Source organism: Geovibrio sp. ADMFC3 (assembly GCF_054687035.1).
On sequence record NZ_BAAFZG010000002.1, the window covers coordinates 2,523,193 to 2,545,972 of the forward strand.

22 protein-coding genes, 1 tRNA gene and 1 other RNA gene are annotated in these 22,780 nt (G+C 44.5%); 13 read left to right on the top strand and 11 right to left on the bottom strand.

Annotation, left to right across the window (positions count from 1 at the left end; all coding sequences use genetic code 11):
* The first annotated feature begins 12 nt into the window (after positions 1-12).
* The 5 genes from ACYRYY_RS12330 (at position 13) to purF (ending at position 5,310) form a co-directional block, all read left to right on the top strand.
* Positions 13-597, top strand: coding sequence for a YrbL family protein (locus ACYRYY_RS12330; RefSeq protein WP_460215906.1), 585 nt, complete (start codon positions 13-15; stop codon positions 595-597).
* Between the two features lie 165 nt (positions 598-762).
* The gene (gene purS / locus ACYRYY_RS12335) at positions 763-1,005 is read left to right on the top strand and encodes a phosphoribosylformylglycinamidine synthase subunit PurS (RefSeq protein WP_460215907.1); all 243 of its coding nucleotides are present in this window, start codon (positions 763-765) and stop codon (positions 1,003-1,005) included.
* On the top strand, positions 1,005-1,703 hold the full coding sequence (gene purQ / locus ACYRYY_RS12340) for a phosphoribosylformylglycinamidine synthase subunit PurQ (RefSeq protein ID WP_460215908.1): 699 nt from the start codon (positions 1,005-1,007) through the stop codon (positions 1,701-1,703). The genes purS and purQ overlap by 1 nt, the downstream gene beginning before the upstream one ends.
* Entirely contained in the window at positions 1,700-3,922 is a 2,223-nt protein-coding gene (purL, locus tag ACYRYY_RS12345) for a phosphoribosylformylglycinamidine synthase subunit PurL (protein WP_460215909.1), read from the top strand. Before purQ ends, purL begins: the two co-directional genes overlap by 4 nt.
* Positions 3,919-5,310 carry an amidophosphoribosyltransferase gene (gene purF, locus ACYRYY_RS12350; RefSeq protein ID WP_460215910.1) on the top strand — a complete coding sequence of 464 codons (1,392 nt, stop codon included), beginning with the start codon at positions 3,919-3,921 and terminating at the stop codon, positions 5,308-5,310. The genes purL and purF overlap by 4 nt, the downstream gene beginning before the upstream one ends.
* A gap of 71 nt (positions 5,311-5,381) precedes the next feature.
* Here purF and ACYRYY_RS12355 read toward each other — a convergent pair whose 3' ends face one another.
* From ACYRYY_RS12355 to ACYRYY_RS12390, 8 genes are all read right to left on the bottom strand, one after another.
* Positions 5,382-6,011: a LysE family translocator gene (locus tag ACYRYY_RS12355; protein WP_460215911.1), complete on the bottom strand. Its 630-nt coding sequence runs from the start codon at positions 6,009-6,011 to the stop codon at positions 5,382-5,384.
* 117 nt (positions 6,012-6,128) lie between these two features.
* Positions 6,129-8,024, bottom strand: a complete 1,896-nt coding sequence (locus ACYRYY_RS12360; protein WP_460215912.1) for a SurA N-terminal domain-containing protein — start codon at positions 8,022-8,024, stop codon at positions 6,129-6,131.
* A 37-nt stretch (positions 8,025-8,061) separates the two neighbouring features.
* Positions 8,062-8,160, bottom strand: an RNA gene (gene ffs, locus ACYRYY_RS12365) — signal recognition particle sRNA small type.
* Positions 8,161-8,186: 26 nt separating this feature from the next.
* A tRNA-Ser gene (locus ACYRYY_RS12370) sits at positions 8,187-8,275 on the bottom strand.
* Between the two features lie 161 nt (positions 8,276-8,436).
* Positions 8,437-9,786 (bottom strand): sigma-54-dependent transcriptional regulator, encoded by a 1,350-nt coding sequence (locus tag ACYRYY_RS12375; protein WP_460215913.1) that lies wholly within the window; start codon positions 9,784-9,786, stop codon positions 8,437-8,439.
* Entirely contained in the window at positions 9,787-11,640 is a 1,854-nt protein-coding gene (locus ACYRYY_RS12380; RefSeq protein ID WP_460215914.1) for an ATP-binding protein, read from the bottom strand.
* Between the two features lie 154 nt (positions 11,641-11,794).
* Positions 11,795-12,157: a cytochrome c3 family protein gene (locus ACYRYY_RS12385; RefSeq protein WP_460215915.1), complete on the bottom strand. Its 363-nt coding sequence runs from the start codon at positions 12,155-12,157 to the stop codon at positions 11,795-11,797.
* A gap of 83 nt (positions 12,158-12,240) precedes the next feature.
* On the bottom strand, positions 12,241-13,956 hold the full coding sequence (locus ACYRYY_RS12390; RefSeq protein ID WP_460215916.1) for an FAD-dependent oxidoreductase: 1,716 nt from the start codon (positions 13,954-13,956) through the stop codon (positions 12,241-12,243).
* 345 nt (positions 13,957-14,301) lie between these two features.
* Here ACYRYY_RS12390 and tnpA point away from each other — a divergent pair, with 345 nt between their 5' ends.
* Positions 14,302-14,730: an IS200/IS605 family transposase gene (gene tnpA / locus ACYRYY_RS12395; protein ID WP_460213496.1), complete on the top strand. Its 429-nt coding sequence runs from the start codon at positions 14,302-14,304 to the stop codon at positions 14,728-14,730.
* Between the two features lie 54 nt (positions 14,731-14,784).
* Here tnpA and ACYRYY_RS12400 read toward each other — a convergent pair whose 3' ends face one another.
* Positions 14,785-15,780 (bottom strand): hypothetical protein, encoded by a 996-nt coding sequence (locus ACYRYY_RS12400; protein WP_460215917.1) that lies wholly within the window; start codon positions 15,778-15,780, stop codon positions 14,785-14,787.
* Positions 15,781-15,993: 213 nt separating this feature from the next.
* On the opposite strand from ACYRYY_RS12400, the gene ACYRYY_RS12405 reads away from it, so the two are divergent.
* The 7 genes from ACYRYY_RS12405 to rarD all read left to right on the top strand — a co-directional run bounded on the left by ACYRYY_RS12405 (position 15,994) and on the right by rarD (position 21,214).
* A complete protein-coding gene (locus tag ACYRYY_RS12405) occupies positions 15,994-16,569 on the top strand; it encodes a sigma-70 family RNA polymerase sigma factor (RefSeq protein WP_460215918.1) in 576 nt (191 codons plus the stop codon).
* Positions 16,547-16,996: a zf-HC2 domain-containing protein gene (locus ACYRYY_RS12410; RefSeq protein ID WP_460215919.1), complete on the top strand. Its 450-nt coding sequence runs from the start codon at positions 16,547-16,549 to the stop codon at positions 16,994-16,996. The genes ACYRYY_RS12405 and ACYRYY_RS12410 overlap by 23 nt, the downstream gene beginning before the upstream one ends.
* Before the next feature lie 53 nt (positions 16,997-17,049).
* Positions 17,050-17,709, top strand: coding sequence for a MucB/RseB C-terminal domain-containing protein (locus ACYRYY_RS12415; protein WP_460215920.1), 660 nt, complete (start codon positions 17,050-17,052; stop codon positions 17,707-17,709).
* Between the two features lies 1 nt (position 17,710).
* A complete protein-coding gene (locus ACYRYY_RS12420; RefSeq protein ID WP_460215921.1) occupies positions 17,711-19,078 on the top strand; it encodes a DegQ family serine endoprotease in 1,368 nt (455 codons plus the stop codon).
* A gap of 135 nt (positions 19,079-19,213) precedes the next feature.
* The gene (locus tag ACYRYY_RS12425) at positions 19,214-19,705 is read left to right on the top strand and encodes a YajQ family cyclic di-GMP-binding protein (RefSeq protein WP_460215922.1); all 492 of its coding nucleotides are present in this window, start codon (positions 19,214-19,216) and stop codon (positions 19,703-19,705) included.
* A gap of 5 nt (positions 19,706-19,710) precedes the next feature.
* Positions 19,711-20,340, top strand: a complete 630-nt coding sequence (locus tag ACYRYY_RS12430; protein WP_460215923.1) for a carbonic anhydrase — start codon at positions 19,711-19,713, stop codon at positions 20,338-20,340.
* Positions 20,330-21,214 carry an EamA family transporter RarD gene (gene rarD / locus ACYRYY_RS12435; RefSeq protein ID WP_460215924.1) on the top strand — a complete coding sequence of 295 codons (885 nt, stop codon included), beginning with the start codon at positions 20,330-20,332 and terminating at the stop codon, positions 21,212-21,214. Before ACYRYY_RS12430 ends, rarD begins: the two co-directional genes overlap by 11 nt.
* A 75-nt stretch (positions 21,215-21,289) precedes the next feature.
* Here the strand turns inward: rarD and tpx are convergent, their stop codons facing one another.
* Both tpx and ACYRYY_RS12445 read right to left on the bottom strand, forming a co-directional pair.
* Positions 21,290-21,796 carry a thiol peroxidase gene (gene tpx, locus ACYRYY_RS12440; protein ID WP_460215925.1) on the bottom strand — a complete coding sequence of 169 codons (507 nt, stop codon included), beginning with the start codon at positions 21,794-21,796 and terminating at the stop codon, positions 21,290-21,292.
* Positions 21,796-22,704, bottom strand: a complete 909-nt coding sequence (locus ACYRYY_RS12445) for a DMT family transporter (protein WP_460215926.1) — start codon at positions 22,702-22,704, stop codon at positions 21,796-21,798. Before ACYRYY_RS12445 ends, tpx begins: the two co-directional genes overlap by 1 nt.
* Positions 22,705-22,780 lie beyond the last annotated feature (76 nt).

Genomic DNA, 22,780 nt, shown 5'->3' on the forward strand with positions numbered 1-22,780 from the left:
TGAATACTGTAAATGAACAGAAATAAGATAATACTGAATGATTCTCTGAAGATCGGTTCTGGTTCGGAGAGGGACTGCTACCGGCATCCCTCGGAATCGAAATTATGTATAAAAATCAAACATATCAACAGACCTAATAAGATGCCTCAGAACGAGGCAGACTTCGACTATTACGGTTTTCTTGAAAAAAAGAATATTTCATGGAGCAACCTTGCCCGCTGTTACGGCTGGGTTGAAACAAATATGGGACCCGGTCTGGTGTTTGATCTGGTTACAGACGCTCATGGAGAACCATGTAAATCATTGCAGTCCCTTGTTGACAGCGGGATACCTCTTTCAAAATTCAAACGGCAGATCGAGCTGCTTTACGGCTATCTTCTTGCTAACAACATAATCCCTGCGGAGCTTCAGCTTGACAATATCCTGTATAAGCCCGACTTAGACGGTGAGTGCTGTCTTGTTATAGTTGACGGGCTGGGGAACAGGAACTTTTTCTCATGGGCGGTAAACAGTATCAGCCTGTTAGCCAAATTGCGGATACGTAAGAAATACAGACGTTTCTTATTTAAGCTAAAAAGAGCCGGAATACACCTTTGAAACACTTATTCACTTAATCATTTTATTCTCAAGTTTTCCAATGACAATACGTTGCAAGTTTGGTATAACGGCTTAAAATTTCCGCCTTCCCCGTTTATTCTTAGCGGGGAGGCTGTTTTCGCCTCAGAAAATATCACGATATTCATAAATGAGCGGGGTTGTTTTATGAAAGCACAAGTATTTGTAAAGTTTAAGAACGGGGTTCTCGACCCTCAGGGACAGACTATCCTCGGAGCTGTGAACCGCATGGGACACGACTTTGTGAAGGATGTGAAGGTCGGAAAGTTTTTCGAGATAGAAATCGAAAAATGCGAAAATGTTGAGGAAAAACTCAAAGAGATAGCCAATAAGGTTCTTGCAAACCCAATCATTGAAGAATTCAGAATCGAAATAGACGGAGATAATTAATGAAAGCGGGAGTTGTTGTTTTTCCGGGCTCCAACTGCGATCACGACTGTTATCACGTTTTAAAGCATGTCCTCGGAATGGATACTGTTTTCCTTTGGCATAAGGATGCAGATCTCAAAGGAGTTGATCTGGTTGTTCTTCCCGGCGGTTTCTCCTATGGAGATTACCTTCGCTGCGGCGCTATCGCCAAACATTCACCCATAATGCAGGAAGTAACAGAATTTGCTGATAAGGGCGGTTATGTTCTTGGTATCTGCAACGGTTTTCAGGTGCTTACCGAATCAGGGCTTCTTCCCGGCGCTCTGCTTCGTAACAGAGAGCTGAAGTTTATATGCAAATATGTAAACCTCCGTGTGGATAACGCCGGAACAGCATTCACAAGCAGATATGCTGACGGTGAGATAGTGAGAATCCCCATTGCCCACGCCGAAGGAAACTACTTCGCATCAGAAGACGTGATAAAAGAACTTGAAGACAATAACCGTGTTGTTTTCCGCTACTGCGATGAATACGGCGAAACATCCGAAGGTTCAAACCCCAACGGCAGCATAAACGGCATAGCCGGAATCATAAACAAAAGCGGAAACGTTCTGGGAATGATGCCGCACCCTGAAAGATGCGCTGAAGAGATCATGCAGACTAAAGACGGTTTTCATATTTTTGAATCCCTCCGTAAAGTAATTAAAGGTGTTCTATGAGCATGTACGATACATTCAGATATCCCGAAGTGACCGCAGAGGCCGCCAGAGGCATGGGGCTCAAACCGGAGGAATTTGAACACGCCAAAAAGATTATCGGCAGAACCCCTAACTATATAGAACTGGGCATATTTTCCGCTATGTGGAGCGAACATTGCAGCTATAAAAGCAGCCGTATCCACCTTGCCAAGCTTCCCACAAAGGCTCCGTGGGTTGTACAGGGACCGGGGGAAAATGCCGGAATCATAGAAGTTGACGGCGATATATGTGCATGCTTCAAAGTGGAGAGCCACAACCACCCGTCATACATTGAACCCTTTCAGGGTGCTGCCACAGGCGTAGGCGGAATCATGAGAGACGTGTTTACCATGGGCGCAAGACCCGTAGCCTCCATGAACTCATTGCGTTTCGGTAAAATAGACAATGAAAAAACAAGGTCAATTTTTGAAGGCGTAGTCGCCGGAATTTCCTTTTACGGCAACTGCTTCGGTGTTCCCACGGTGGGCGGCGAAGTATTTTTCAATGACTGCTACGCCGGAAACCCCTTGGTAAACGCATTCAGCCTCGGTCTTGTTAATAAAGATAAAATTTTCCTCGCAAAAGCGGAAGGGGAAGGAAACCCCGTGATATATGTCGGCGCTAAAACCGGCAGAGACGGAATCCACGGCGCCACAATGGCGAGTGAAGAATTCTCCGCAGAAAGTGAATCCAAGCGTCCCAATGTACAGATAGGCGACCCATTCAAAGAAAAACTTCTTCTTGAGGCATGCCTTGAGCTTATGAAGGAAGACTGGGTTGTGGGCATTCAGGATATGGGTGCAGCAGGGCTTACAAGCTCCTCATTTGAAATGGGCGCCCAGTCAGGTGTTGTGCTGGATCTTGATAAAGTCCCCACCCGTGAAAAGGGCATGACTCCCTATGAGATAATGCTTTCCGAATCACAGGAAAGGATGCTCATGGTTGTACGCAAAGGCTGTGAAGACAAGGTTAAGGCTATTTTTGATAAATGGGATCTGGACGCTGAGGTTATAGGTCATGTTGCCACAGACGGTTATGTCCGCCTGCGCTGGCAGGGTGAAGAGGTTGCGGCTCTCCCTGCTGCTCCTCTCTCAAGCGAAGCTCCCAAATATGACAGACCATACGCCAGAGGCGAATACATGGACGAGCTGAACAAGCCTGTGGATGTTAAAGAACCCGACCACCTCAAGGGTGTTCTTCTTAAGCTTCTTGCAGCTCCGAACATCGCCTCTAAGAGATGGGTATATACGCAGTATGATCATATGGTGAGGGTCGGAACAACGGTTCTCCCCGGCTCTGATGCCTCTGTGATACGTATTCCTGACTCTAAGAAGGGCATTGCTCTCTCCGCAGACTGCAACAGCCGTATCTGCCGCCTTGACCCCAGAACAGGGGGAATGGCAGCGGTGGCTGAATCTGCCAGAAACGTTGCCGTAAGCGGCGCACGCCCAAGGGCATTCACCAACTGTCTCAACTTCGGCAACCCTGAAAAAGCTGATATTATGTGGCAGTTTGTAGAAGCTGTGGAAGGAATGGCTGATGCGGGCAAAGCACTCGATACTCCTGTTGTCAGCGGAAATGTGAGCCTCTATAACGAAACCGAAGGAAAAGGAATTTACCCCACACCCACCATAGTTATGGTCGGTGTTATAGATGATGTGGAAAAAGCTGTAACAAGCACTTTCAAGCTTGAAGGAAGCAATATTTTCCTTCTCGGTGAAAACACTGATGAAATAGGCGGAAGCGAGTATTTAAGTATTATTCATGGTATTGAAAAAGGTACTCCGCCTAAAATAGACCTTGCGAAAGAGAAGTCTCTTATCAATCTTCTTGTGGAAGCGGCAGAAAAAAGCCTGATGCTTTCAGCTCATGACACCGCCGAAGGCGGTCTGGCTGTTGCACTTGCTGAAATGTGCTTCGGCGAGAAACAAATGGGCGTCAGGATCAACCTTGAGGATGACATGCGTACTGATCATCTTCTCTTTGCTGAAACACAGGGAAGGGTGATTGTGGAAGTGGGCGGGCTTAACTCAGCAGCATTTGAAAAGCTCGCTGAAAAGCACGGTGTTAAATGCACGCCGATAGGAACAGTGGAAGGTGCCCACATCGTTATCAAGCATCAGGGCAGAACCGTTATCAAGGCGGAAGTTCAGGAGGCAGCAGACAAATTCCTGAACACTATCGGAGAGTGGATGAAATGATATTAGATAAATTTCACGAGGAGTGCGGCGTTGCAGGCGTATTCGGATGCAAGGAAGCCGCAAACCTCGTGTATCTCTCGCTTTACTCCCTTCAGCACAGGGGGCAGGAAGGAGCGGGCATTGCCGTCTCTGACCGTGACAAAATTGTATATGAAAAAGGGCAGGGGCTTGTGGCGGATATTTTCTGTGCAGACAAGATCGATGCCCTTGAAGGCGATATGGCTATCGGACATAACCGCTACTCAACAGCTGGAGAAAGCCATATCCGCAATATTCAGCCCTTTTGTGTGGAGATAAACGCCGGACCGGTGGCAATAGCCCACAACGGAAACATAGTTAATGCAGATGATGTAAAAAAGCAGCTTGTCAAAAACGGAGCTATCTTCAATTCAAGCTCTGATTCCGAAGTTGTGGTTCACCTCATTGCAAAAAGCGGCATAGACAACCTGATCGAATCGATTATAGCCTCTCTGAAAAAACTTCAGGGAGCCTATTCGCTTCTCCTTATGACAAAAGATAAACTCATAGGCGTGCGTGATCCTCTGGGTGTACGTCCGCTTATTCTCGGTAAGCTTGTAAACGGTTATATTCTTGTTTCGGAAACAGTTGCCCTTGACCTCATTGGTGCAGAATTCATAAGAGAGATAGAGCCCGGTGAAATGGTTATAATAAGCGACTCCGGCATAGAATCTCTCCACCCGTTTGAGAAAAAGACTCCGAAACCTTGTATTTTCGAGCATATATACTTCGCAAGACCGGACTCAATGATATTCGGCGAGAATGTTTACGATGTCCGCAAAAGAATGGGCAGAATGCTTGCAATACAGCAGCCGGCAGACGCCGACATTGTGGTTCCTGTGCCTGACTCCGGCATAATAGCCACAATGGGCTATTCCGAACAGAGCGGCACACCCCTTGAAATGGGGCTTATCAGGAATCACTACGTTGGCAGGACATTCATTGAGCCTTCACAGTCGATAAGGCACTTCGGTGTTAAGATTAAACTGAACCCTGTAAAGAGCGTGATCAGCGGTAAAAAAGTTGTGGTTGTTGATGATTCAATTGTCAGGGGAACTACAAGCCGCAAGATTGTTAAAATGCTCCGTGAGGCAGGTGCCAGGGAAGTACATTTCAGAGTATGTTCACCACCCACAAAGTTCCCGTGCTTCTACGGAATCGACACTCCCACCAGAAAAGAGCTTATTGCCTCAAGCCATAATATTGAGGAGATACGCAAGTTCATCACTGCGGATACTTTGGGTTATCTTGATATAAACTGCCTTGAAGAGTGTGCCGGCGGCGGCGAATTCTGTAAGGCGTGTTTTAATGGAGAATACCCCATGATGTCCCTTGACGGCGGCGGAGATAACCCAAAGTCAGGATGTTAGAAAAAGGTTAAAGTGTTTTAAGATTTCGGATATTACGGGGGAAGCTCTTTGGAAGAGGAGTTTCCCCTTTTTTATGCACGCTTATACAGTGCGAGACTAAGACCAAGCCCCATCAGAACCAGTCCGGCAATTCTGTTCATGAGCGTACCCGCTTTCTCATGACGTTTAAGATAATCGCCTATAAAACCTGCGAGGATGCCGCATATTCCGAACACAATGAACGTACACACTATAAACACCAGCCCGAACACTGCCATTTGTGATGCAGCTGAACCGTTTTCCGCTCTTACAAACTGGGGCAGAAAAGCGATGAAAAACAGTGCAACCTTGGGGTTGACTATGTTAGCAGTGATGCTCTGTATAAAAATTGCTTTAGGAGAAAGGATCTTTGCATCTTTTCCGTCTAATGAGGTGCTTTTAGCTGTAAAAGTCTTCCAGCCGATATAAATAAGATACGCTGCACCCAGAAGCTTTATGGCGGTGAAGATGGTTGCCGATGACATTACCACGGCAGAAAGACCAATCACAGCAAAAACAGTATGGGTTATGTTTCCCAGAGAAAATCCTGCTGCGGCTGCCATGGCTGACTTGCGTCCCTGTGTCATTCCCCGTGTGATTACGTAAAGAATATCCGGACCCGGAGTGACCGCAAGAATGGCAGAAGTTACTGCAAAAAGAAGAACCTGTTGAATATCCGGCATGCTGCACCTTTGTGATTTTTTTGCGATAGTGGAACAAAAGCGGGGCAGTGTCAAGAAAAAAGCCCCCGTGGAGATTACTCCGCAGGGGCTTGGTGAGTTATTTCAGTTTAATACAGACTAGAAAAGGTTCTGGTAAAAAGGGCTGACTTCGATTTTCGCATCAGCTTTTGCTGTATCAAGGTATGATTTAAGAGCCTCGTCAGACTTTGTGACTAAAAGCTCATTTTTAATCATATCAGCATAGTCCTTAAGCTCATCCATTGAAGGCTCAATGATTTCATTCACGTAGACAGCATATACTGTGCTTCCGTTAATGAAGGGTCTTGCTATAAACTTTTCAGCGCCTGCTGCGAAGATCATGTCATTAAGCTCAAGGTTCATGCCGATTCCGGGAATCTGCTGAACTCTTATGAACTGGGGTGTTGTGGTGTATGTTATTCCGGTTTTTTCCGAAGCGGCTTTAATATTAGCTTCTGCCATGGCTTCGGTTGCTTTTTCAGAGGCAATCTTAACTGCTTCTGCATTTACATAGTCTGTTGTCACAGCCTGACGGGCTTCGTTAAATTCAGGTATTCTTGACTCCTGAACATCTGCGACTTCAAATATGTAGCTTACGCCGTTTATCGTTTCAACCTGACTTACTTCGGACTTGGAAAGCCTGAAGAGCTTGGTCATTACATCAGGGTTGGCAGATATGGGCTCAACAATGTCTTCTGCGGAGAAAAAGCCTGTTTCTCTTACCGGAAGCTGTTTTTCTGCTGTGCTGTTGTATGCTGTGATATTTGCTGCCTTAACGATTTCAGTGTATTTGCCGAAAACATATTCCCTGAACTCTGCCTCACCTGCCTGAGCAGTGAGCAGTTTTCTTATGTCTTCCTTAACGTCTTCAAGAGATGCTTTGTTGGCTTCTTTTTTCTCTTCGGATTTGATTATATGGAAACCGTACATTGTTTTAACAACGCCGCTTATCTCGCCTGTGTTAAGAGCAAAGGCTGCTTCCTCAAATTCGGGAACCATCTGTCCTCTTGTGAATGTACCGAGGTCGCCCCCGTTAACAGCTGAAGAATCTGCGGAATATTTTTTGGCAGCTTCAGCGAAGTCAAGACCGCCTTTTATTTCATTCAGAACACTCTCAGCTTTGGCAAGGGCAGATTTAACCGCCTCATCGTTGTGCCAGTCTTCAACACGGATAAGAATGTGTCTTGCGTGTACCTGTTCGGGTGTATTGAACTGATCCTGATTGCGCACATAGTAAGATTCCACATCCTGATCGGAGATAACCGCTGTGGGGACAAATGTTGCGGGATCAAAGTAAGTGTATGTGACCTTTATACGTTTCGGAATGCGGTAGTTTTCAGAGTTTGCGGTAAAGTATTCCTTAAGAACGGCTTCTTCCGTTTTAACTTCATGGGCGAAGTTTTCGGCATGGAATGCCATGTAGGAAACTGATGCTTTTTTATTTCTGTATGTGTATTCTTTTGCAACTTCTTCATCGCTGACTGAAACTGATGCGGAGATGAGTTCGCGCATTTTTTCGGCTATTCTGTCAGTTCTCACTGATTCCTCAAACTGCTGGGGAGTCATGCGGCTTCTGGCGAGTATAGTCTGGTAAGCCTCTTTATTGAACTGTCCGTCCACCTGAAAGGAGGGGATTGACATGATCATTGCGAGAACCTCGTCATCAGAAACGGTTATACCGTTTTCTTCAGCTTTCTGGATGAGAAGATATTTGTTTGTGATGTCTTCGATGACCTTTTTCTCAAGTTCGCCGTCCTGCGCGAGAGAGTCGAAGTTGTCTCCGAATATGCTTCTCATGTAGTTACGGGTGTTTTCAAGGGTTGTGGTGTATTCATCGTAGGAGACAGTCTGACCGTTGATTTTCATGAGATAATTGGCGTTCGCAACTTTGTCACCCACACCCCATACAAGGAAGATTGTGACTACGAATGCAATGATGACAAACCAAAGAGCAAACTTGAGGACGGCTTTTTGTTTTCTGAAGCTGGTAAGCATTTGGTGACTCCGAAGTTTTTTAATTAAACTTAAAAAGGCTCGACAGGGAAACTCCGGCACATAATCGCAAATGTTACCGTTGCTCCCTTCCGGGCCTGGCGGGGTTCACACAGCAACCATTGCAGAGGCCCCATCGAGCCACTCTCTTGATCTTTAAAAAAACGGAGAAGGAGGGATTCGAACCCTCGGTACGCTTTCACGCACATACGAGTTCCAGTCGTACGCCTTCAACCTGACTCGGCCACCTCTCCATTAAGAGAGAACAGATATATCAGGCATATCCGCATATGTCAACAATAATCAATTAGTGTCTGAACCGTTTGAAAGCTATCCTCCTGCGAATGAAAATAGCAGTATATATTAAGGCTTTATCAGGTCTTTGCCTTCTCTGATCCATGCAGGAAAAAGAGGCTCACATTCTGAGCTTGCGTGACAGGGTTGACTGTGAAAGCCCGATAAGTGATGCAGCCTTTCTTTGGTTATTTCCTGAACGCCTCATTGCTTCATAAATAAGCTGATTGACAATTTCATTGACAGTGGGGAGGATGTTTTCTTCCGTGAAAGTGTTTGCAGGCATATTCAAACCGTTGTCCAAATGATGAAAGTCTTCTACTGTCAGTGTGCTGCCGCCCTTAAGCACTGCATTGTAAACAGCGGATCTAAGCTCACGCACATTCCCGGGGAAGTCGCATTTCATAAGGAAATATATTAATGTGTCGTCATAGTGCGGGATAGGCATTGCAGTTTCAGAGGATATTTCTTTTAAAAAATGCTCAAAAAGGAGCGGAATATCGTTTCTGCGCTCCCTGAGAGGCGGTATTGTCACACTGTGAGTGCTGATTCTGTAGAAAAGATCCTTGCGAAACAGCCCTGCTTCCTGTTTTTTTCTGAGATCATCATTTGTAGCCAGTATGAAGCGGGCTTCCGAATGCCTGACATTATCTGAACCAAGCTGCTGGTAAACTCTTTCCTGAAGCAGATAAAGCAGCTTAACCTGAAGAGACATGGGGAGATCTCCTATTTCATCCAGAAAAATCACCCCGTTTTCCGCCTGCTGTATCAGACCTGTTCTGGTGTGTTCTGCTCCTGTGAAGGCACCTTTGATATGCCCGAAGAGGGTATCTGAGAATATCTGCTCATCAAGCCCTGCGATATTCACTGAAACAAAGGGTCTGCCCTGCCTTGCCACGCTTGCGAACGCCTTTGCCAGAACACCTTTGCCGACGCCGCTTTCTCCGCATATAAGGACGGGCTCTTTGCTTGTTACTATTGCTGAGAGATATTTAAAAATGGTGAACATTTTCGGGCTGCATGTGACAAATCTGTCAAATTCGCCTGCGTGGTCGGAAAAGATGCTTTTTTTCAGAGCCTTATTCTCGGCAATGAGATCACACATGGCACCGACTCTTTTCACGCTGGCGATATGCTCTTCCACCGTGGCTGTTTTTACAAGGTAATCGGCAGCACCTTCCCGCATACAGGTCACTGCGGTGAAGATATCGTTCATCCCTGTCATTATAACAACGGTCACTTCGGGAAACTCACTGCGTATCAGTTTAAGAACATCCTCTCCGTGTTCATTTTCAAGAATAAGATCAAGGAATACTATATTTATGTTCCGATCAGACAGGATTTCCATTGCGGACGAACCGTTCCGGGCAGTGAAGATATTGTCTTCTGATGTTATTTTATAATTGGAAAGCACTTTCTTAAAAGATTCCATCCACTTTATTTCATCATCAATTAAAAGCACAGACAGCATTTAAACCTCGTTTTTACTCACTGAAGGCAGGTACAGCGATACTACTGTTCCCTTACCCTGAATGCTTGAAAGCTCATGATAGCCTTTATGTTCTTTTACAATTCTCGATATGATAGCCAGTCCGAGCCCTGTTCCGCCCTGATTACGTCTTGTAGTGAAAAAGGGGTTCCATATATCATTAATAATATCGTTACTTATTCCCCGCCCCTCGTCTGTGACGCTTAGTTTTACATATTTGTTATCTTCAGTGTTTTCAAGTGAGCAGATAATTTTCTGTTTTTTTTCAGTCAGAGCGTAGCAGGCATTCTGTATAAGGTTGATTACGACCTGTTCCATCTGAAAAGGGTTGGCGAACACTTTATTCAGATTATCACTGGCATTGAACACAAAGCTGTTTGTGTATTTTTTGGTAAAGAAGCCGATGAATTTAAGGGCATCGTTAACAATCTTTTTCATATCTATTATTTCAAATGTGTTCGGCTTTTTGACACTGTACGCCTTAAGCTCCTGAATCACTGTTGATATACGCCGCAGGCTTTCGCTGATATTTGTTTCCGCCTCTTCTACAGTTTGTTTTGACGACATCCACCCGTCAACATATTTGTCAAGATCGTTGAAGCTCTCTGGGTGGTCATCAACATAACTGTTTATCCCCTGATGGATGCGTTTCATCAGATCCATATTCAGACCGATCAGTGCGGTGGGGTTGTTTATTTCGTGTGCCATAGTAGCGGCCATTTCCCCGATTGCGGCAAGACGCACAGCCATGAGGGCTTCATCTCTGAGTTTAACGGTTTCTGTCACCTCTGACATAATTACCAGTAGCTTATCCTGCTCATTATCCAGAGTAACTGCCGCTATCCGCCACGAACGGGCATCGTTGGAAAGTCGGGTTAAGTCAAAGCATTTATTTTCATGTATTGCAGATTCTATTTCCTTCTGAATATTTTCCATTGGGTATGTTCTTTTCTGAGTATTATTAACGTTAGTCCATGAAACCTTCCCATCTTTGCTGATCAGGTATATACATTCAGGCATGGCATCAAGAACCATCTGAAAAAGCGAGGACAGGCTTCTCAGGCTTGCTGTTTTTCTCTGAACCTGTTTTTTGAGCATCTTATTCCAGATCAGTATTATAAATGCTGCGACAATAACGGCGGCAAGAGCTATTAGTGTGTAGTAATACCAAGAGGGAGTGGAAATATCTCTTATATGCCATTTTTTTATGATTTCAAAATACACTCCGCTGCGCTTAATTTCTTCCATCGCCACGAGCATTTTTTCATAAAGTTCATTGTTGTTTTTATTAACACAGAAGCCGTATATAGCTGGTATATTCGGTATGAAACTGCTGCGTATATTTTTAACGCCGATCTGGTAAGCGGAGTTTAGCGCCAGCTCCATTGTTGAGAGAAGTGCATCACCCTCGCCGTCTGATAAAGCCTGCATAGCTTCAGGGGAGGTGTCATAGGTGACAGTACGGATATTATATTCATCGCCGTGTTCAACAAGATATGAGTGGCTGTATGTGTTTTTTACAACCAGAACTGTTTTACCCCTCAGTTCGTCCATATTTGTCAGGTAAGGCATATCTGTTCTGGTGAAAATAGACCTGTAAAGCACTATTGATGTTGGTATGTGCGCTGCAAATTTGTTTGCGGCACGCACGGGAGAGATGGACATCATATCTATTTCCCCGCTTTCAAGCTTATGCAGGTTATCCTTATAATTGCCGGGAATAATTTCATATGTGCATCCGGCGGCGTCTGTCAGAGCTTTCAGCAGATCAACATTCATTCCCTTAGGCTGTTTGTGGTCATTAACCCATTCATAAGGTTTATATATTGACCACATGCCGTATATGATATGGCACTGATCCGACGGATATGCGCTAAAAGCTGTAACTGACAAAAAAAATGAAATTAATAAAATGAGTTTCTTCATGGCATAATTATAGCATAAATAGCTTATAATGGAAAGGATCCCTCCCAAGGGGGAGGGATTAACATTATGGAACTTTTACTGCAAAATTGTGGCACTGGTCACAGAGTAAAACTGATTGCCCGTGTGACTTATGGCAATTGTTGCAGGGAAGCGGTCCATAGTGGCTTGCATGAGGGTTTATTTCCTCCTCCGGATTTGCAGTCAGTGCTGCAAGATCTTCATAACTGCCGTGGCAGTCGAGACATTTTTCTGTTTCAGGAGCACTTGAAGGAGCATCGGTTGAGTGACAGTCCGCACATGAGTTTCCATATTCGGAAACATGGCGGTCTGCCAGTCTGTTGTCTCCTTCTGACGGTGATTTCTGCGCTGCTGCGAAAACGGAAAAAGCCAATATCAATATAAATATCAATAAGGTTGAGATTTTCATTATCCACCTTTAATAAATTTTAATTTGATTCCTCCCCGACTATGCAGGGAGGAACCTGATGCTTATTAGTTTTGGTACTGGTGCTACAGAGCTTTTTCTTCAGCGGCATTCCTGCCTGCTGCACGTCCCATTACCACACATTCTGTAATGTTACCGCCGCCCTGATAGACGAACTTAAGGGCTGATGATATTTCCCCTGCGGTATAGAGGCGTGGTATAACTTTACCTGTCCACTCAAGAACCTGACGTTTTGCATTGCATTTTATTCCGCCTTTGGTGTTGGGACCGCCGGCATAAAGCGGCATTGCATAGTAGGGTGCTTTTTCAACGGGCTTCAGAGTCGCTTTACGGCGTCCGAACTCTTTATCTTCTCCGGCAGCGCATGCTTCATTAAACTTACTCACTGCCATTTTAAGGTTTTCAGGTACCATCTGTTCTTTATTTTCCGGATGATTTTTAATCATTTCGGCAAGCTCTTCAAGAGTGTCTGCCTTCATGATCCATCCGCGTTTGATTGCATCCTGATTATCTTTTGTCCATGGCAGGAAGTCATAAGCTGATGTTGATATAGCCATATTTGTCAGAGGACCGGCGTCTATTATCTGCTGGTCCATGATCAGCCATGACGGGCTGTTGGGGTAACGGAGAGTGTCTATATCAAAGTGAACTGCTTCTTTATATGAAAAGTAACGGCTGGGGTCGTCTGTGATTTTTGTTTCAGCCAGATACCTGTTTCCGAAGGCGTTGACCATTATTGAGTGAGGACGTCCAACTGCGGGGGTGATAATGCCTATTTTAAGTCCGTTATGGCGTACAGGAGGAGCAGCGATCAGACGGGAAGCTGCTTTACCGACTTTGGCAAGACCGGCGCCGACTTTCATAGCCATAGATATACCATCGCCTGTGTTTGCTGTTGTGCCGTAGAATGCCCAGCCTTCTGTTCCCTGACCTTCAAGGAATGCTCTGCGCATTTCAAAGTTATATTCATAACCGCCGCAGGTAAGGATTACAGCTTTTTTAGCTTTGATGGATATCGCTTTACCTTTCTGATCCGCAATAACACCGACAATTTCTCCTTTGTCGTTTTGAACAAGTTCAGCAGCGGGTGATTCATAAAAGACTTTAATTTTGTCTTTACGATCAACAACACCTTTTTTGAGAAGGGCGAAGAAAGCTTCACCGTTTTCTTTCTGAAGATAGGGAAGATCTTTTGTAGCAGTCATTGAGCGTGTAAAACCGGAAAAAGAACTGGTATGAACTGAATAACCGCACTCCTTAGCACCGGGAAAGTCGGGGAATGATGCGCCTTTGCTCACAAAGGAGCCCATTGTGGGGCTGAATGCAGGGTCAATTGACTGGAACCAGGGAATGATGCTGGGGATATAGTCTGCCCAGAGATCAGCCAGACCGTCCGCAACTATAGGGTCTTCTTCGCTTTCAAGCTTCCACGGAAGGTTCTGACCGGAGAACAGGGCGAGAGCGTATTGTTTTAATGCTTCACGGTTATATTCTTTTTTGGTTGAGTGGAATATACCGCCTGACATACGGCTGTTTGAATAGTGTGTTTTCTCTACCTGTTTTTCGAGAATTATTACTGAGGTTCCGGCGTTCGCCGCTTCGATTGCAGCGCATGCGCCTGCGCCTCCGAATCCAACCACAACTATTTCTGTTTCATAATCCCACTTTTTGGGAACCTGAACGGGTGCTGCGTTTACTGCATCAGGCAGCATCGCACCGATAGTTGCCGCACCTGCAACTACTGTGGCTTTTTTAATGAAGTTTCTTCTTGAGATAGACATATATGTCCTCCTATAAATAAACTGAATTAATAGTAAGCAATCAGTGTGCCTAAATATAAGGGCTGTATTATCAATTATTTATCTGTAAGAAGAGAATGGCGTATTCAAAATGCAATTCATAATGAATCCGGCTGATTCAGAATGAATTGAATGGTTAGTTAAAAATTTTAATCTAATAAAACGAAAGATTTTGTTATTTGGTTTAAAAAGAGATAGGGTTCAAAAGAGGAAAAAGAAAGAAAAGGGCAGCCATTTCTGACCGCCCGTACTGTGTTTATGCGGTCGAAGACAGAACACCACGCTTTTAAGCGTGGATGAATGAGCCTTTCGACGGTATACTTTTCTATGGAAATCATTAAGACCTCTCACAGTGCTTATTACTTGAAATATCATGTAGTTTGGGTTTGTAAATACCGTCGAAAGATCCTGAAGCCTGGTGTCTGTTCTTATATTCGTAAAACGTTGCCCAGTTTATTGAGAAGTATGCCTGGCGTTGAAATAGAAGCCATTGGCTTTGACTTAGATCATTTGCATATGGTTATAATTATTCCTCCCAAATATAGTATTTCAGATGTTATGGGTAGATTAAAAAGCCAATTGGCTTCCCGTATGCGAAAATTTTTTGATTGGTTAGAAAAAGTATACTGGAATGAAAATATAGTGTGGTCGCCAGGCTACTTCGTTAGCAGTATTGGTTTGAATGAAGACGTAATTAAAAATTACGTCGAAATGCAAGGGCAACAGGATTCAGGACAGCTCAAGATTGAGCTGTAAAAAACATGCGATAGCATGGCGAAAGCATAGAACCCCGGGTTTACCCGGGGGTATCTATTTCATTTCGTATTTAAGACCTGTCATGCCGACTATTTCATCAACACTGCCGTTCATCATGCTGCTGAGCATTATCTGCTGAAGGCTTACAGGCTCTGCGGGGTTCATGGTGACTATTATCTCTTTTTTGCCTTCGAGTATAAAGTTCTTCATATCCTCTGAAAACTGTTTCTCAAAAGGAGATTCAATCTCGGCTATTTTTTCGTCAGCCCCTTCCATAAGCTTCTGTCTGCGTTCCTCAACAGTGGAGTTATCTCCTTCTTCGGGCTGAAGGAAAAGCTTTTCTATAAAACCCTTGTCAGTGAGTTCGACCTTAAGGCTGTTTATCTTAAGCTTAGATATATCTTCCTGAACTTTTTTGCTGAACTCTTCATTATTCTGAAGAGAATCAGGGTTTGCGGAACTGTATTTTGAGTAGCTTTTTATATCCACGCCGCTGAAAGTAAGGTTCATCTTCATGTCGCCCAGACCTTCTGCCAGAAAGTTAAGCTTGCTGTATTCATAAACCATATTTTTGAAATCTGCATTTGTGGAAATCTGGATATCCACTGTGACTTCATCTTTGCCAAGCTTGCTTTTTATCTCTTCATCACTGATGGGCAGGTGGAGAGCAGTAACATTTATATCAACGGATTTGGGCACTCCGTCCTCTTTTTCAAACTTAAGAATGTCGATTTCATCAATATTTATAGTTTCCTCACCGTTAGCCACAGAAAGGTTTGATATTCTGCCTTTGTTGCTGAGTACATTGAAGCTGAACTCATCTGCATTAAATTTGAGTTCGGCGTCATTAAAGGAAACCTGCTTAAGCTTACCGCTCATAGAGACGGGGTTTACGCTGAGAGATTCATATTTTATCTCTTCACTGAAGCCTGCTGATGCAGTGAAATCATTGATTTCAGAGACTATTCTCTGTTTGATATAAGCAGATGCCCCGACATAAAGGACAGCAAGAAGAATGATTATTGCAACCGGTATAAATTTTTTGTTCATAATATTATCAGCTCCGTAATTGATTAGCCTTTTCACAGCTTTTGTATAGTCTATTGATCCCTGTGCCAATATCAAGTAGAATAAATGTTTAGACAGTCTTTTTTTTGTAAAGACAGTAGAACGCCTTGCGATATTCAGACCGAAGGAATAAATTTTTTTTACGGCAATGAACTTTTAAAGCCGATGCTTATCAAAGTAAGCAGGAGGACATAAATGGGAGATGCTCTCGTAGTAGAAAAGGTAATAGGCGGGGACGCAGCGTCGTACGAGCTGCTCATCCGTAAATACCAGTCCAAGCTTTTCAGCACTGTTCTTCATATGGTGAAAAACAGAGAACTGGCAGAAGATATTGTACAGGAAAGCTTTTTAAGAGCTTTCAGAAAGCTGGATACCCTGAATAACCGCTCCCAGTTTTATCCATGGATAAAACGTATCGCCCTTAACATGGCGCTGAACCACTTTGAAAAAGAAAAGCGTGTTCTTGATGTGGAGTCGGATGATGATGAATCCAGCTTCTTTGAAAACATATCCTCCGGCGAAAGTCCGGAAGAGCTTACACTGAAAGAGGAGATGAAACGTTATGTCCGCATGTTCGTTGACTCTCTGCCGGACAGACTCAGGGTGGTGATTATCCTCCGTGAAGTGGAGGACATGAGCTATGAAGAAATAGCGGAAATGCTCAATATTCCGCTGGGAACAGTCAGAAGCAGGCTGTTCAACGCACGTAATATTATAAAAGAAAGACTCATAAAACAGGGGCTTGCAGATGGACTGTACAAAACATCGTAAATTGTTGTCAGCTTATGTAGACGGTGAATGTTCGCAGTTTGAGTCCGCCGCTGTGGAAGCGCACCTTAAGAAATGCGCTCCATGCAGAAACGAACTTTCAGAGTTTTACACTCTGGGTTCAATGATTACGGAAAGCTTTACAGTAACAGAAGAAGTGGACTTCACTTCCTCAATTATGGCTTCCGTGATGTCGGACTCCGGCGAGGCTGTTGTACCTATCGCCAAAGGCAGGAAAAAAGTCATAGGATTCAGTTCTGTGGCGGTTGCACTTCTTGCGGGGCTTATGGCTTTTGCAGTGATGAATCCGCTTGAGGCAGAAACTGTGGCATCGGGCAACGAAAAACTGGAACGTTACGTATTTGAGCATGTCGCCAGCACATATGACGGCTCAAACGAAGAATTCGGAGTAGTCAACTTCGGACAATGACAAAAATTATTTTTTTGATCCTTCTTATACCTTTTGTCTCTTATGGCGGCGATATGAAGGTTTTCTTCAAGATCGCCGTGGACGAAAGGGCTTATTCGACCTTTCTTCTTGAAAATCTGGGTGCGGGGCACTCCGCTCTTCATGATCTTGCGTCCAGACTCAAGGAAAAACATCTGGAACTGGATAAGGTGCAGAAGGACTATTACAACATTAAAATCGATTACGGCATGAAGTATAACGGGCATGATGTCGCTCAGTATGACATTACCCCTTTGCTGCCGGACAGGTTCAGGCACGTTCTCCTTGTTGATGAGAAGTGGGACCAGATTCTCCGCAGGGAGGTTTACGACCCTGACGGTAAATTGATCTACGCTTACAGCTTTGAGGACAGGGATGGTGAGCTTAAACCTGTAATCGAAAGACCGCAGCCCGCTTTATCCGCCGGAAGAGATGAATTCCCCGGTTTCCGGGCGGTGTTCAAAAAAGAACTGGATGACGGAACAATTCAGACGCTCTACTCTGACGGGTTAAACAAGTTTTCCGTTTTTATAAGTAAAACGGAAGCACAGATAAAAGATTCCGCCCGTATTTTATACGGGAATTATGTTTACAGAAAAAAAGTTGGTGACATCCTTTATACAGTGGTGGGAACAATACCTTTTCCGCAGATGGAAAAAGTTGTCGCCAGACTTGCCTTCAAGGAGGAACCATAATATGGTAAAAAAAATTACCGCTCTTTTGACAATGCTGATTGTTTTTTCAACTGCCGCAGCGGTTTATGCTGCGCCCGAAAGCTTTTCCGAGGTTGTTAAGAAAACCCGTGACGGCGTAGTGAATATATCGACTACAAAAACTGTGACCAGAAAAATGCCTGACATGTTTCATGATGACTTTTTCAGGAAATTCTTTGGAGACCAGTTTAATGTGCCGGACAGCGGCGGGAAGCCGAGAGAATATAAAACAAGCGCTCTGGGTTCAGGTTTCGTTATTGATGCTGCGGGGCTTATAGTCACAAATAATCACGTTATTGACGGCGCTGACGAGATAGTCATAAAGCTTAATGATAAACATGAATTCAAGGCTGAAGTTGTGGGAAAAGACCCGATGACAGACCTTGCCCTTATTAAAATTGACCCTAAAGGCGTTAAGCTGACCGCTCTTAAGCTTGCAGATTCAGATTCTGCGGAGATAGGTGACTGGGTTGTTGCGATAGGGAACCCCCTCGGGCTGGAATGGACAGTTACAGCAGGAATAATCAGCGGCAAGGCGAGGGCCCTCGGCAGCGGTCCGTATGATAACTTCATGCAGACTGACGCCTCCATTAACCCCGGAAACTCCGGCGGTCCTCTTCTTAACCTCAACAGTGAGGTAGTGGCTATCAACACCGCAATAATCCCCTCCGGTCAGGGGCTGGGATTTGCTGTTCCTGTGAATATGCTTAAAGACATTCTGCCTAAACTGAAAAAAGGCAAGGTTGACAGAGGCTGGCTTGGAGTTACTGTTCAGTCACTTGATGAAAAGATAGCTCAGGGGCTCGGACTTGAAAATGACGAAGGTGCGCTCATTGCTGATGTGGTTAAAGGCGACCCGGCCGACAAAGCAGGGGTGAAAGCCGGAGACGTGGTTGTGGCTATCAACGGCAAACCAATTAAAGATAACAGAGAACTGATAAATATAATCGGGGGCTATGAACCTAACACCACCGTTAAGCTCACTGTTATCAGAGACGGTAAAAAACGTGAGATTCCCGTTAAGCTCGGTGTGAGAAAAGACGGTGCAAGCGGAAGTGTATCACCTGCTGAACCTGATGTTTCCAGACCCATAGCCGTTAAAGAGGTCGATGAAGCCACTGCCAAAAAATTCGGTGTGGAAGGCGGTGTGGTTGTTACATCCATAGATGAAACAACAAACGCTTTTAATGCCGGTCTTCGTAATGGCGATATCGTTCTCTGGATTAACAGGCAGTCTGTGAAATCAGCGGAAGACTTCTATGCCAAATATGACAAAGTGAAAGAGGGCGACGTTGTTTTCCTCAAAGTTGTCAGCAGAGGCAGCGGAAGATTCATCGCTTTCGATAAATAAACAGAGTAAATCCCTTAGATATATAAGGCGGAGCTTCGGCTTCGCCTTTTTACGTTATCCGGTTATGCAATTATGTATTTGAAAATCATGGCATACACGGATATAATAAAGGGTTAATATATTTCGGAGGACATTATGCCATCTTTTGACGTGGTCAGCGAAGTTGACGGTCAGGAACTGGACAACGCTGTAAACATCCTTAAGAAGGAGATCGACAACAGGTACGATTTCAAAGGTTCTAATACAACAATTGAGCTTAATAAAAAGGATAAAAAGATTCACATGGTCACAAGCGATGACATGAAGATAAAGGCTCTCCGTGAGATGCTTATCGGCGCCGTGATTAAACGCTCCATAGACCCGGACTGTCTGGATTTTAAGGAACCTGAGCCAACCGGCAACAGGCAGTTTAAAAGGGATGTTGTTGTTAAGGAAGGGCTTGATAAAGAAGTAAGCAAAAAGATCGTTAAAATGATCAAAGACTCTAAGCTTAAGGTTCAGGCTTCCATCATGGATGATAAAGTCAGGGTGCAGGGCAAGAAGATTGATGACCTTCAGGAGGTTATTCAGTTTCTTAAATCTGCTGATATAGGTATGCCCCTTCAATATGTAAACATGAAGAGCTGATACCTGTGAAAGAGCTGTTTGACGGCGTTGTCCGCTTCCGTGACGAAGATTATGCTGATCACCGTGAGCTGTTTGAAAATCTCGGCAGCAGGCAGAGTCCCCATACTCTTTTTGTGGGGTGTTCTGACTCCCGTGTGGTTCCTAGTCTTATTACCCGCACTATGCCCGGTGAGCTTTTCGTTGTCCGCAACATAGCAAACATGGTTCCCCCATACAGGGAAACTTCTGACTATGTTGCCACAACAAGTGCTGTGGAATACGCCGTCAACATATTGAATGTTCAGAATATAATAGTTTGCGGGCACTCCAACTGCGGAGGATGTTCTGCTCTTTATCAGTCAGAAGAGTCTTTGGTGAATGTGCCAAAGGTTAAGAAATGGCTGGAGTTGGCTGCCCCCGTCAAGAAAAAAGTCGCTGAAATATGCGGTGATGATGCGGGCAGGCGTGAATGGGTCACTGAGCAGGTAAATGTAATCCATCAGGTGCGCAACCTTCTCACATATCCATATATCAAAGAAAGGGTGAACAAGGGTGAGCTTACTCTCTACGGCTGGTATTACATAATATCCACCGGGGAGGTATATAACTATAATTTTGAAACAGGTTATTTTGATTTGATAAGCAATGAGCAATAAAACCGCCGGGCTATATGCCGGTCTGGCATCATATATATTCTGGGGTCTGAGCCCTGTTTTCTGGAAGCTGTTTGACCAGTCTTCCGGCGTTGAGGTGCTTGCACACCGCCTTGTATGGTCGTTCTTTTTTCTTTTTCTCATAATTCTTGTTCAGCATAGGTTCGGTGAACTGATAGCTGTATTTACCGACAGGAAAACCTTCTTTCTTCTTTTCCTTTCATCCATTGCCATAAGCATAAACTGGGGTGTTTTCATAATTTCTGTGAATACTGGACACATACTCCAGGCGAGTCTCGGTTACTACATGAATCCGTTTGTCAGCATGCTGTTCGGCATTCTTATTTTTAAGGAAAAACTGAATAAACTTCAGGTTACAGCAGTAGTGCTTGCCGCAGCAGGGGTTATTATTTATGCTTCCGGTCTGAAGAGCTTTCCATGGGCATCAATAAGCCTTGCGTTCAGCTTTGCAGCTTACGGGGCGCTGAGAAAACATGTTAAGGTTCTGCCCGTTCCCGGTCTTCTGGCGGAGACTCTTATGATGTTTCCTGTCGCATTGGGTTATCTGCTTTACCTTGAAACAGTATCAGCAGGGAGTTTTGCTCATTTTTCAGGCATGTATGATTCCTTATTCATTCTTTCCGGAATAGTTACTTCTGCACCGCTTTTGGGGTTTGCATTTGCTGTGAAAAGGCTAAAACTTATAACAATAGGAATTTTTCAGTTTACAATACCGACTCTCCATTTGCTTATCGGAGTGTTTGTCTATTCCGAGCCGTTCACACCGGTTCATGGAGCAACCTTCGGGCTGATATGGGTTTGCGTGGGTCTTTTTGTGGCGGATGCCGTTATTAACATGAAAAAAAGCAGGGGATAACGGCGGGAAAAAGATTTTTTATATCCGCACGGCGCAGCCCCGCCGGGGGGCTGCTATTCCATGCGCTATCATTTACTATTTCTTCAGGAAAGCTATAAGCTTGTCGAAATCAGGGCTGGAAGTAACTTCCGGCACATATTCAACATAGGTTATGTTATCGTTCTCATCTGCAACGAAAACTGCTCTGGCAAGCAGGCGGAGTTCTTTAATAAGCACACCGTATGCAGTTCCGAATGCAGCTTCTTTGTGGTCGCTTGCAGCAACAGCGTTTTCTATGCCTGCGGTGGTGCAGAACCGCTTGATAGCGAAGGGAAGATCCATGCTGACATTTATTACTGCATATTTGTCGCCCATTGCCGCTATTTCACTGTTGAATCTGCGGAGCTGAAGATCGCAGACCGGCGTATCCAGTGATGGGGTAACACTTATTACTTTTATTTTTCCTTTATAAGTGTCAAGGGTGACAGGCTGCATGCCGCCGTCAAGCACGGTGAACATGGGAGCTTTGTCTCCGATTTTGATTTCATTTCCGACGAGTGTTACTGGGTTGCCTTTCATGGTTACGGTTCTTGCTTTGTCCATCAATTCCTCCGTTTCTGACTGAAGTGTACTGTCATACCGCTTAATGCTATAAATAGTATACCACATATTCCTATAAAATCAGGTATTTTATCGCCCGCCATTATGCCTGCCAAGGTGGCAAAAAAGAGACCGGAGTAACTCACTGAAGCGGCGATTGAGGCTCTGGCGAGGGAGTAGGCTTTTGTAAGAAAATACTGTGAAACAGTGGCAAGCAGCCCTACCATTATAATGCAGTACCATTCATAAGCACCTGACGGAAGTCTGTGAAAAAGCCCCCTAAGGGCTTCATTTCCCAGAGGAGTGTAATAAATTGCCGCATAAACAATTGGCGGACCTATTACTCCTGCTGCAGCGAATGAGGCTACAACTGCTCTGGGTGAGTAATACTCACGAAGGTTTCTGACTGTTGTGTAAGCGGCTGCGGCAAAAAGTCCGCTTAAAAGAGCGCTGAGGCTTCCCGCATTGATTCCGCCCGTTTCCGGTCGCATAAGCATGACAACGCCGAGGAATCCTGTTATAAGTCCTCCCCAGATCAAAATCCCCTGTTTTTCCTTAAGCAGGAAGAAAGCAAGAATAGCAGTGAAAATAGGATCAATCTTGGTGAGTGTCGCTGCCGTACCCAGAGGCAAAACACTTATGGAGTAAAAATAAAAAAACAGGGCGAGAAATCCGAAAACACCTCTCATGGCAAGCATGAACGGCTTTCCGCCCTTTGTTCCGGATGGACGTGCTATCAGGCTTGGAACTATTATCAGAAGCCCTATCAGGTTTCTGAAAAAAACAATTTCACCCGTACCGAGTGTTTGTCCGAGAATTTTAACATAGTATCCCATAGTGGAGAAAAACGCCGAGGCAAGAAGCATATAAATGATGCCGGCTTTCTCCGTGGATTGAAAATTTTCATTCATTGATGTTCAGTACAACTTCCCGATTAAACGGTCAATAGGAAGATTTTAAACGTGCAATTTTTAAAGCTAATGTTTA

Excerpts from the sequence above, each read along its gene's own strand:
- ACYRYY_RS12380 (WP_460215914.1), bottom strand. The coding sequence starts at position 11,640 with ATGTGGTCAATATATAAACCTTATGAATGGGTTAATGACCACAAACAG.
- rarD (WP_460215924.1), top strand. The coding sequence starts at position 20,330 with ATGAGCAATAAAACCGCCGGGCTATATGCCGGTCTGGCATCATATATA.
- purF (WP_460215910.1), top strand. The coding sequence starts at position 3,919 with ATGATATTAGATAAATTTCACGAGGAGTGCGGCGTTGCAGGCGTATTC.
- purL (WP_460215909.1), top strand. The coding sequence starts at position 1,700 with ATGAGCATGTACGATACATTCAGATATCCCGAAGTGACCGCAGAGGCC.
- ACYRYY_RS12355 (WP_460215911.1), bottom strand. The coding sequence starts at position 6,011 with ATGCCGGATATTCAACAGGTTCTTCTTTTTGCAGTAACTTCTGCCATT.
- ACYRYY_RS12420 (WP_460215921.1), top strand. The coding sequence starts at position 17,711 with ATGGTAAAAAAAATTACCGCTCTTTTGACAATGCTGATTGTTTTTTCA.
- purS (WP_460215907.1), top strand. The coding sequence starts at position 763 with ATGAAAGCACAAGTATTTGTAAAGTTTAAGAACGGGGTTCTCGACCCT.
- ACYRYY_RS12330 (WP_460215906.1), top strand. The coding sequence starts at position 13 with ATGAACAGAAATAAGATAATACTGAATGATTCTCTGAAGATCGGTTCT.
- tnpA (WP_460213496.1), top strand. The coding sequence starts at position 14,302 with ATGGAAATCATTAAGACCTCTCACAGTGCTTATTACTTGAAATATCAT.
- purQ (WP_460215908.1), top strand. The coding sequence starts at position 1,005 with ATGAAAGCGGGAGTTGTTGTTTTTCCGGGCTCCAACTGCGATCACGAC.
- ACYRYY_RS12360 (WP_460215912.1), bottom strand. The coding sequence starts at position 8,024 with ATGCTTACCAGCTTCAGAAAACAAAAAGCCGTCCTCAAGTTTGCTCTT.
- ACYRYY_RS12400 (WP_460215917.1), bottom strand. The coding sequence starts at position 15,780 with ATGAACAAAAAATTTATACCGGTTGCAATAATCATTCTTCTTGCTGTC.
- ACYRYY_RS12405 (WP_460215918.1), top strand. The coding sequence starts at position 15,994 with ATGGGAGATGCTCTCGTAGTAGAAAAGGTAATAGGCGGGGACGCAGCG.
- ACYRYY_RS12375 (WP_460215913.1), bottom strand. The coding sequence starts at position 9,786 with ATGCTGTCTGTGCTTTTAATTGATGATGAAATAAAGTGGATGGAATCT.
- ACYRYY_RS12385 (WP_460215915.1), bottom strand. The coding sequence starts at position 12,157 with ATGAAAATCTCAACCTTATTGATATTTATATTGATATTGGCTTTTTCC.
- ACYRYY_RS12425 (WP_460215922.1), top strand. The coding sequence starts at position 19,214 with ATGCCATCTTTTGACGTGGTCAGCGAAGTTGACGGTCAGGAACTGGAC.
- ACYRYY_RS12415 (WP_460215920.1), top strand. The coding sequence starts at position 17,050 with ATGAAGGTTTTCTTCAAGATCGCCGTGGACGAAAGGGCTTATTCGACC.
- ACYRYY_RS12445 (WP_460215926.1), bottom strand. The coding sequence starts at position 22,704 with ATGAATGAAAATTTTCAATCCACGGAGAAAGCCGGCATCATTTATATG.
- ACYRYY_RS12390 (WP_460215916.1), bottom strand. The coding sequence starts at position 13,956 with ATGTCTATCTCAAGAAGAAACTTCATTAAAAAAGCCACAGTAGTTGCA.
- ACYRYY_RS12410 (WP_460215919.1), top strand. The coding sequence starts at position 16,547 with ATGGACTGTACAAAACATCGTAAATTGTTGTCAGCTTATGTAGACGGT.
- tpx (WP_460215925.1), bottom strand. The coding sequence starts at position 21,796 with ATGGACAAAGCAAGAACCGTAACCATGAAAGGCAACCCAGTAACACTC.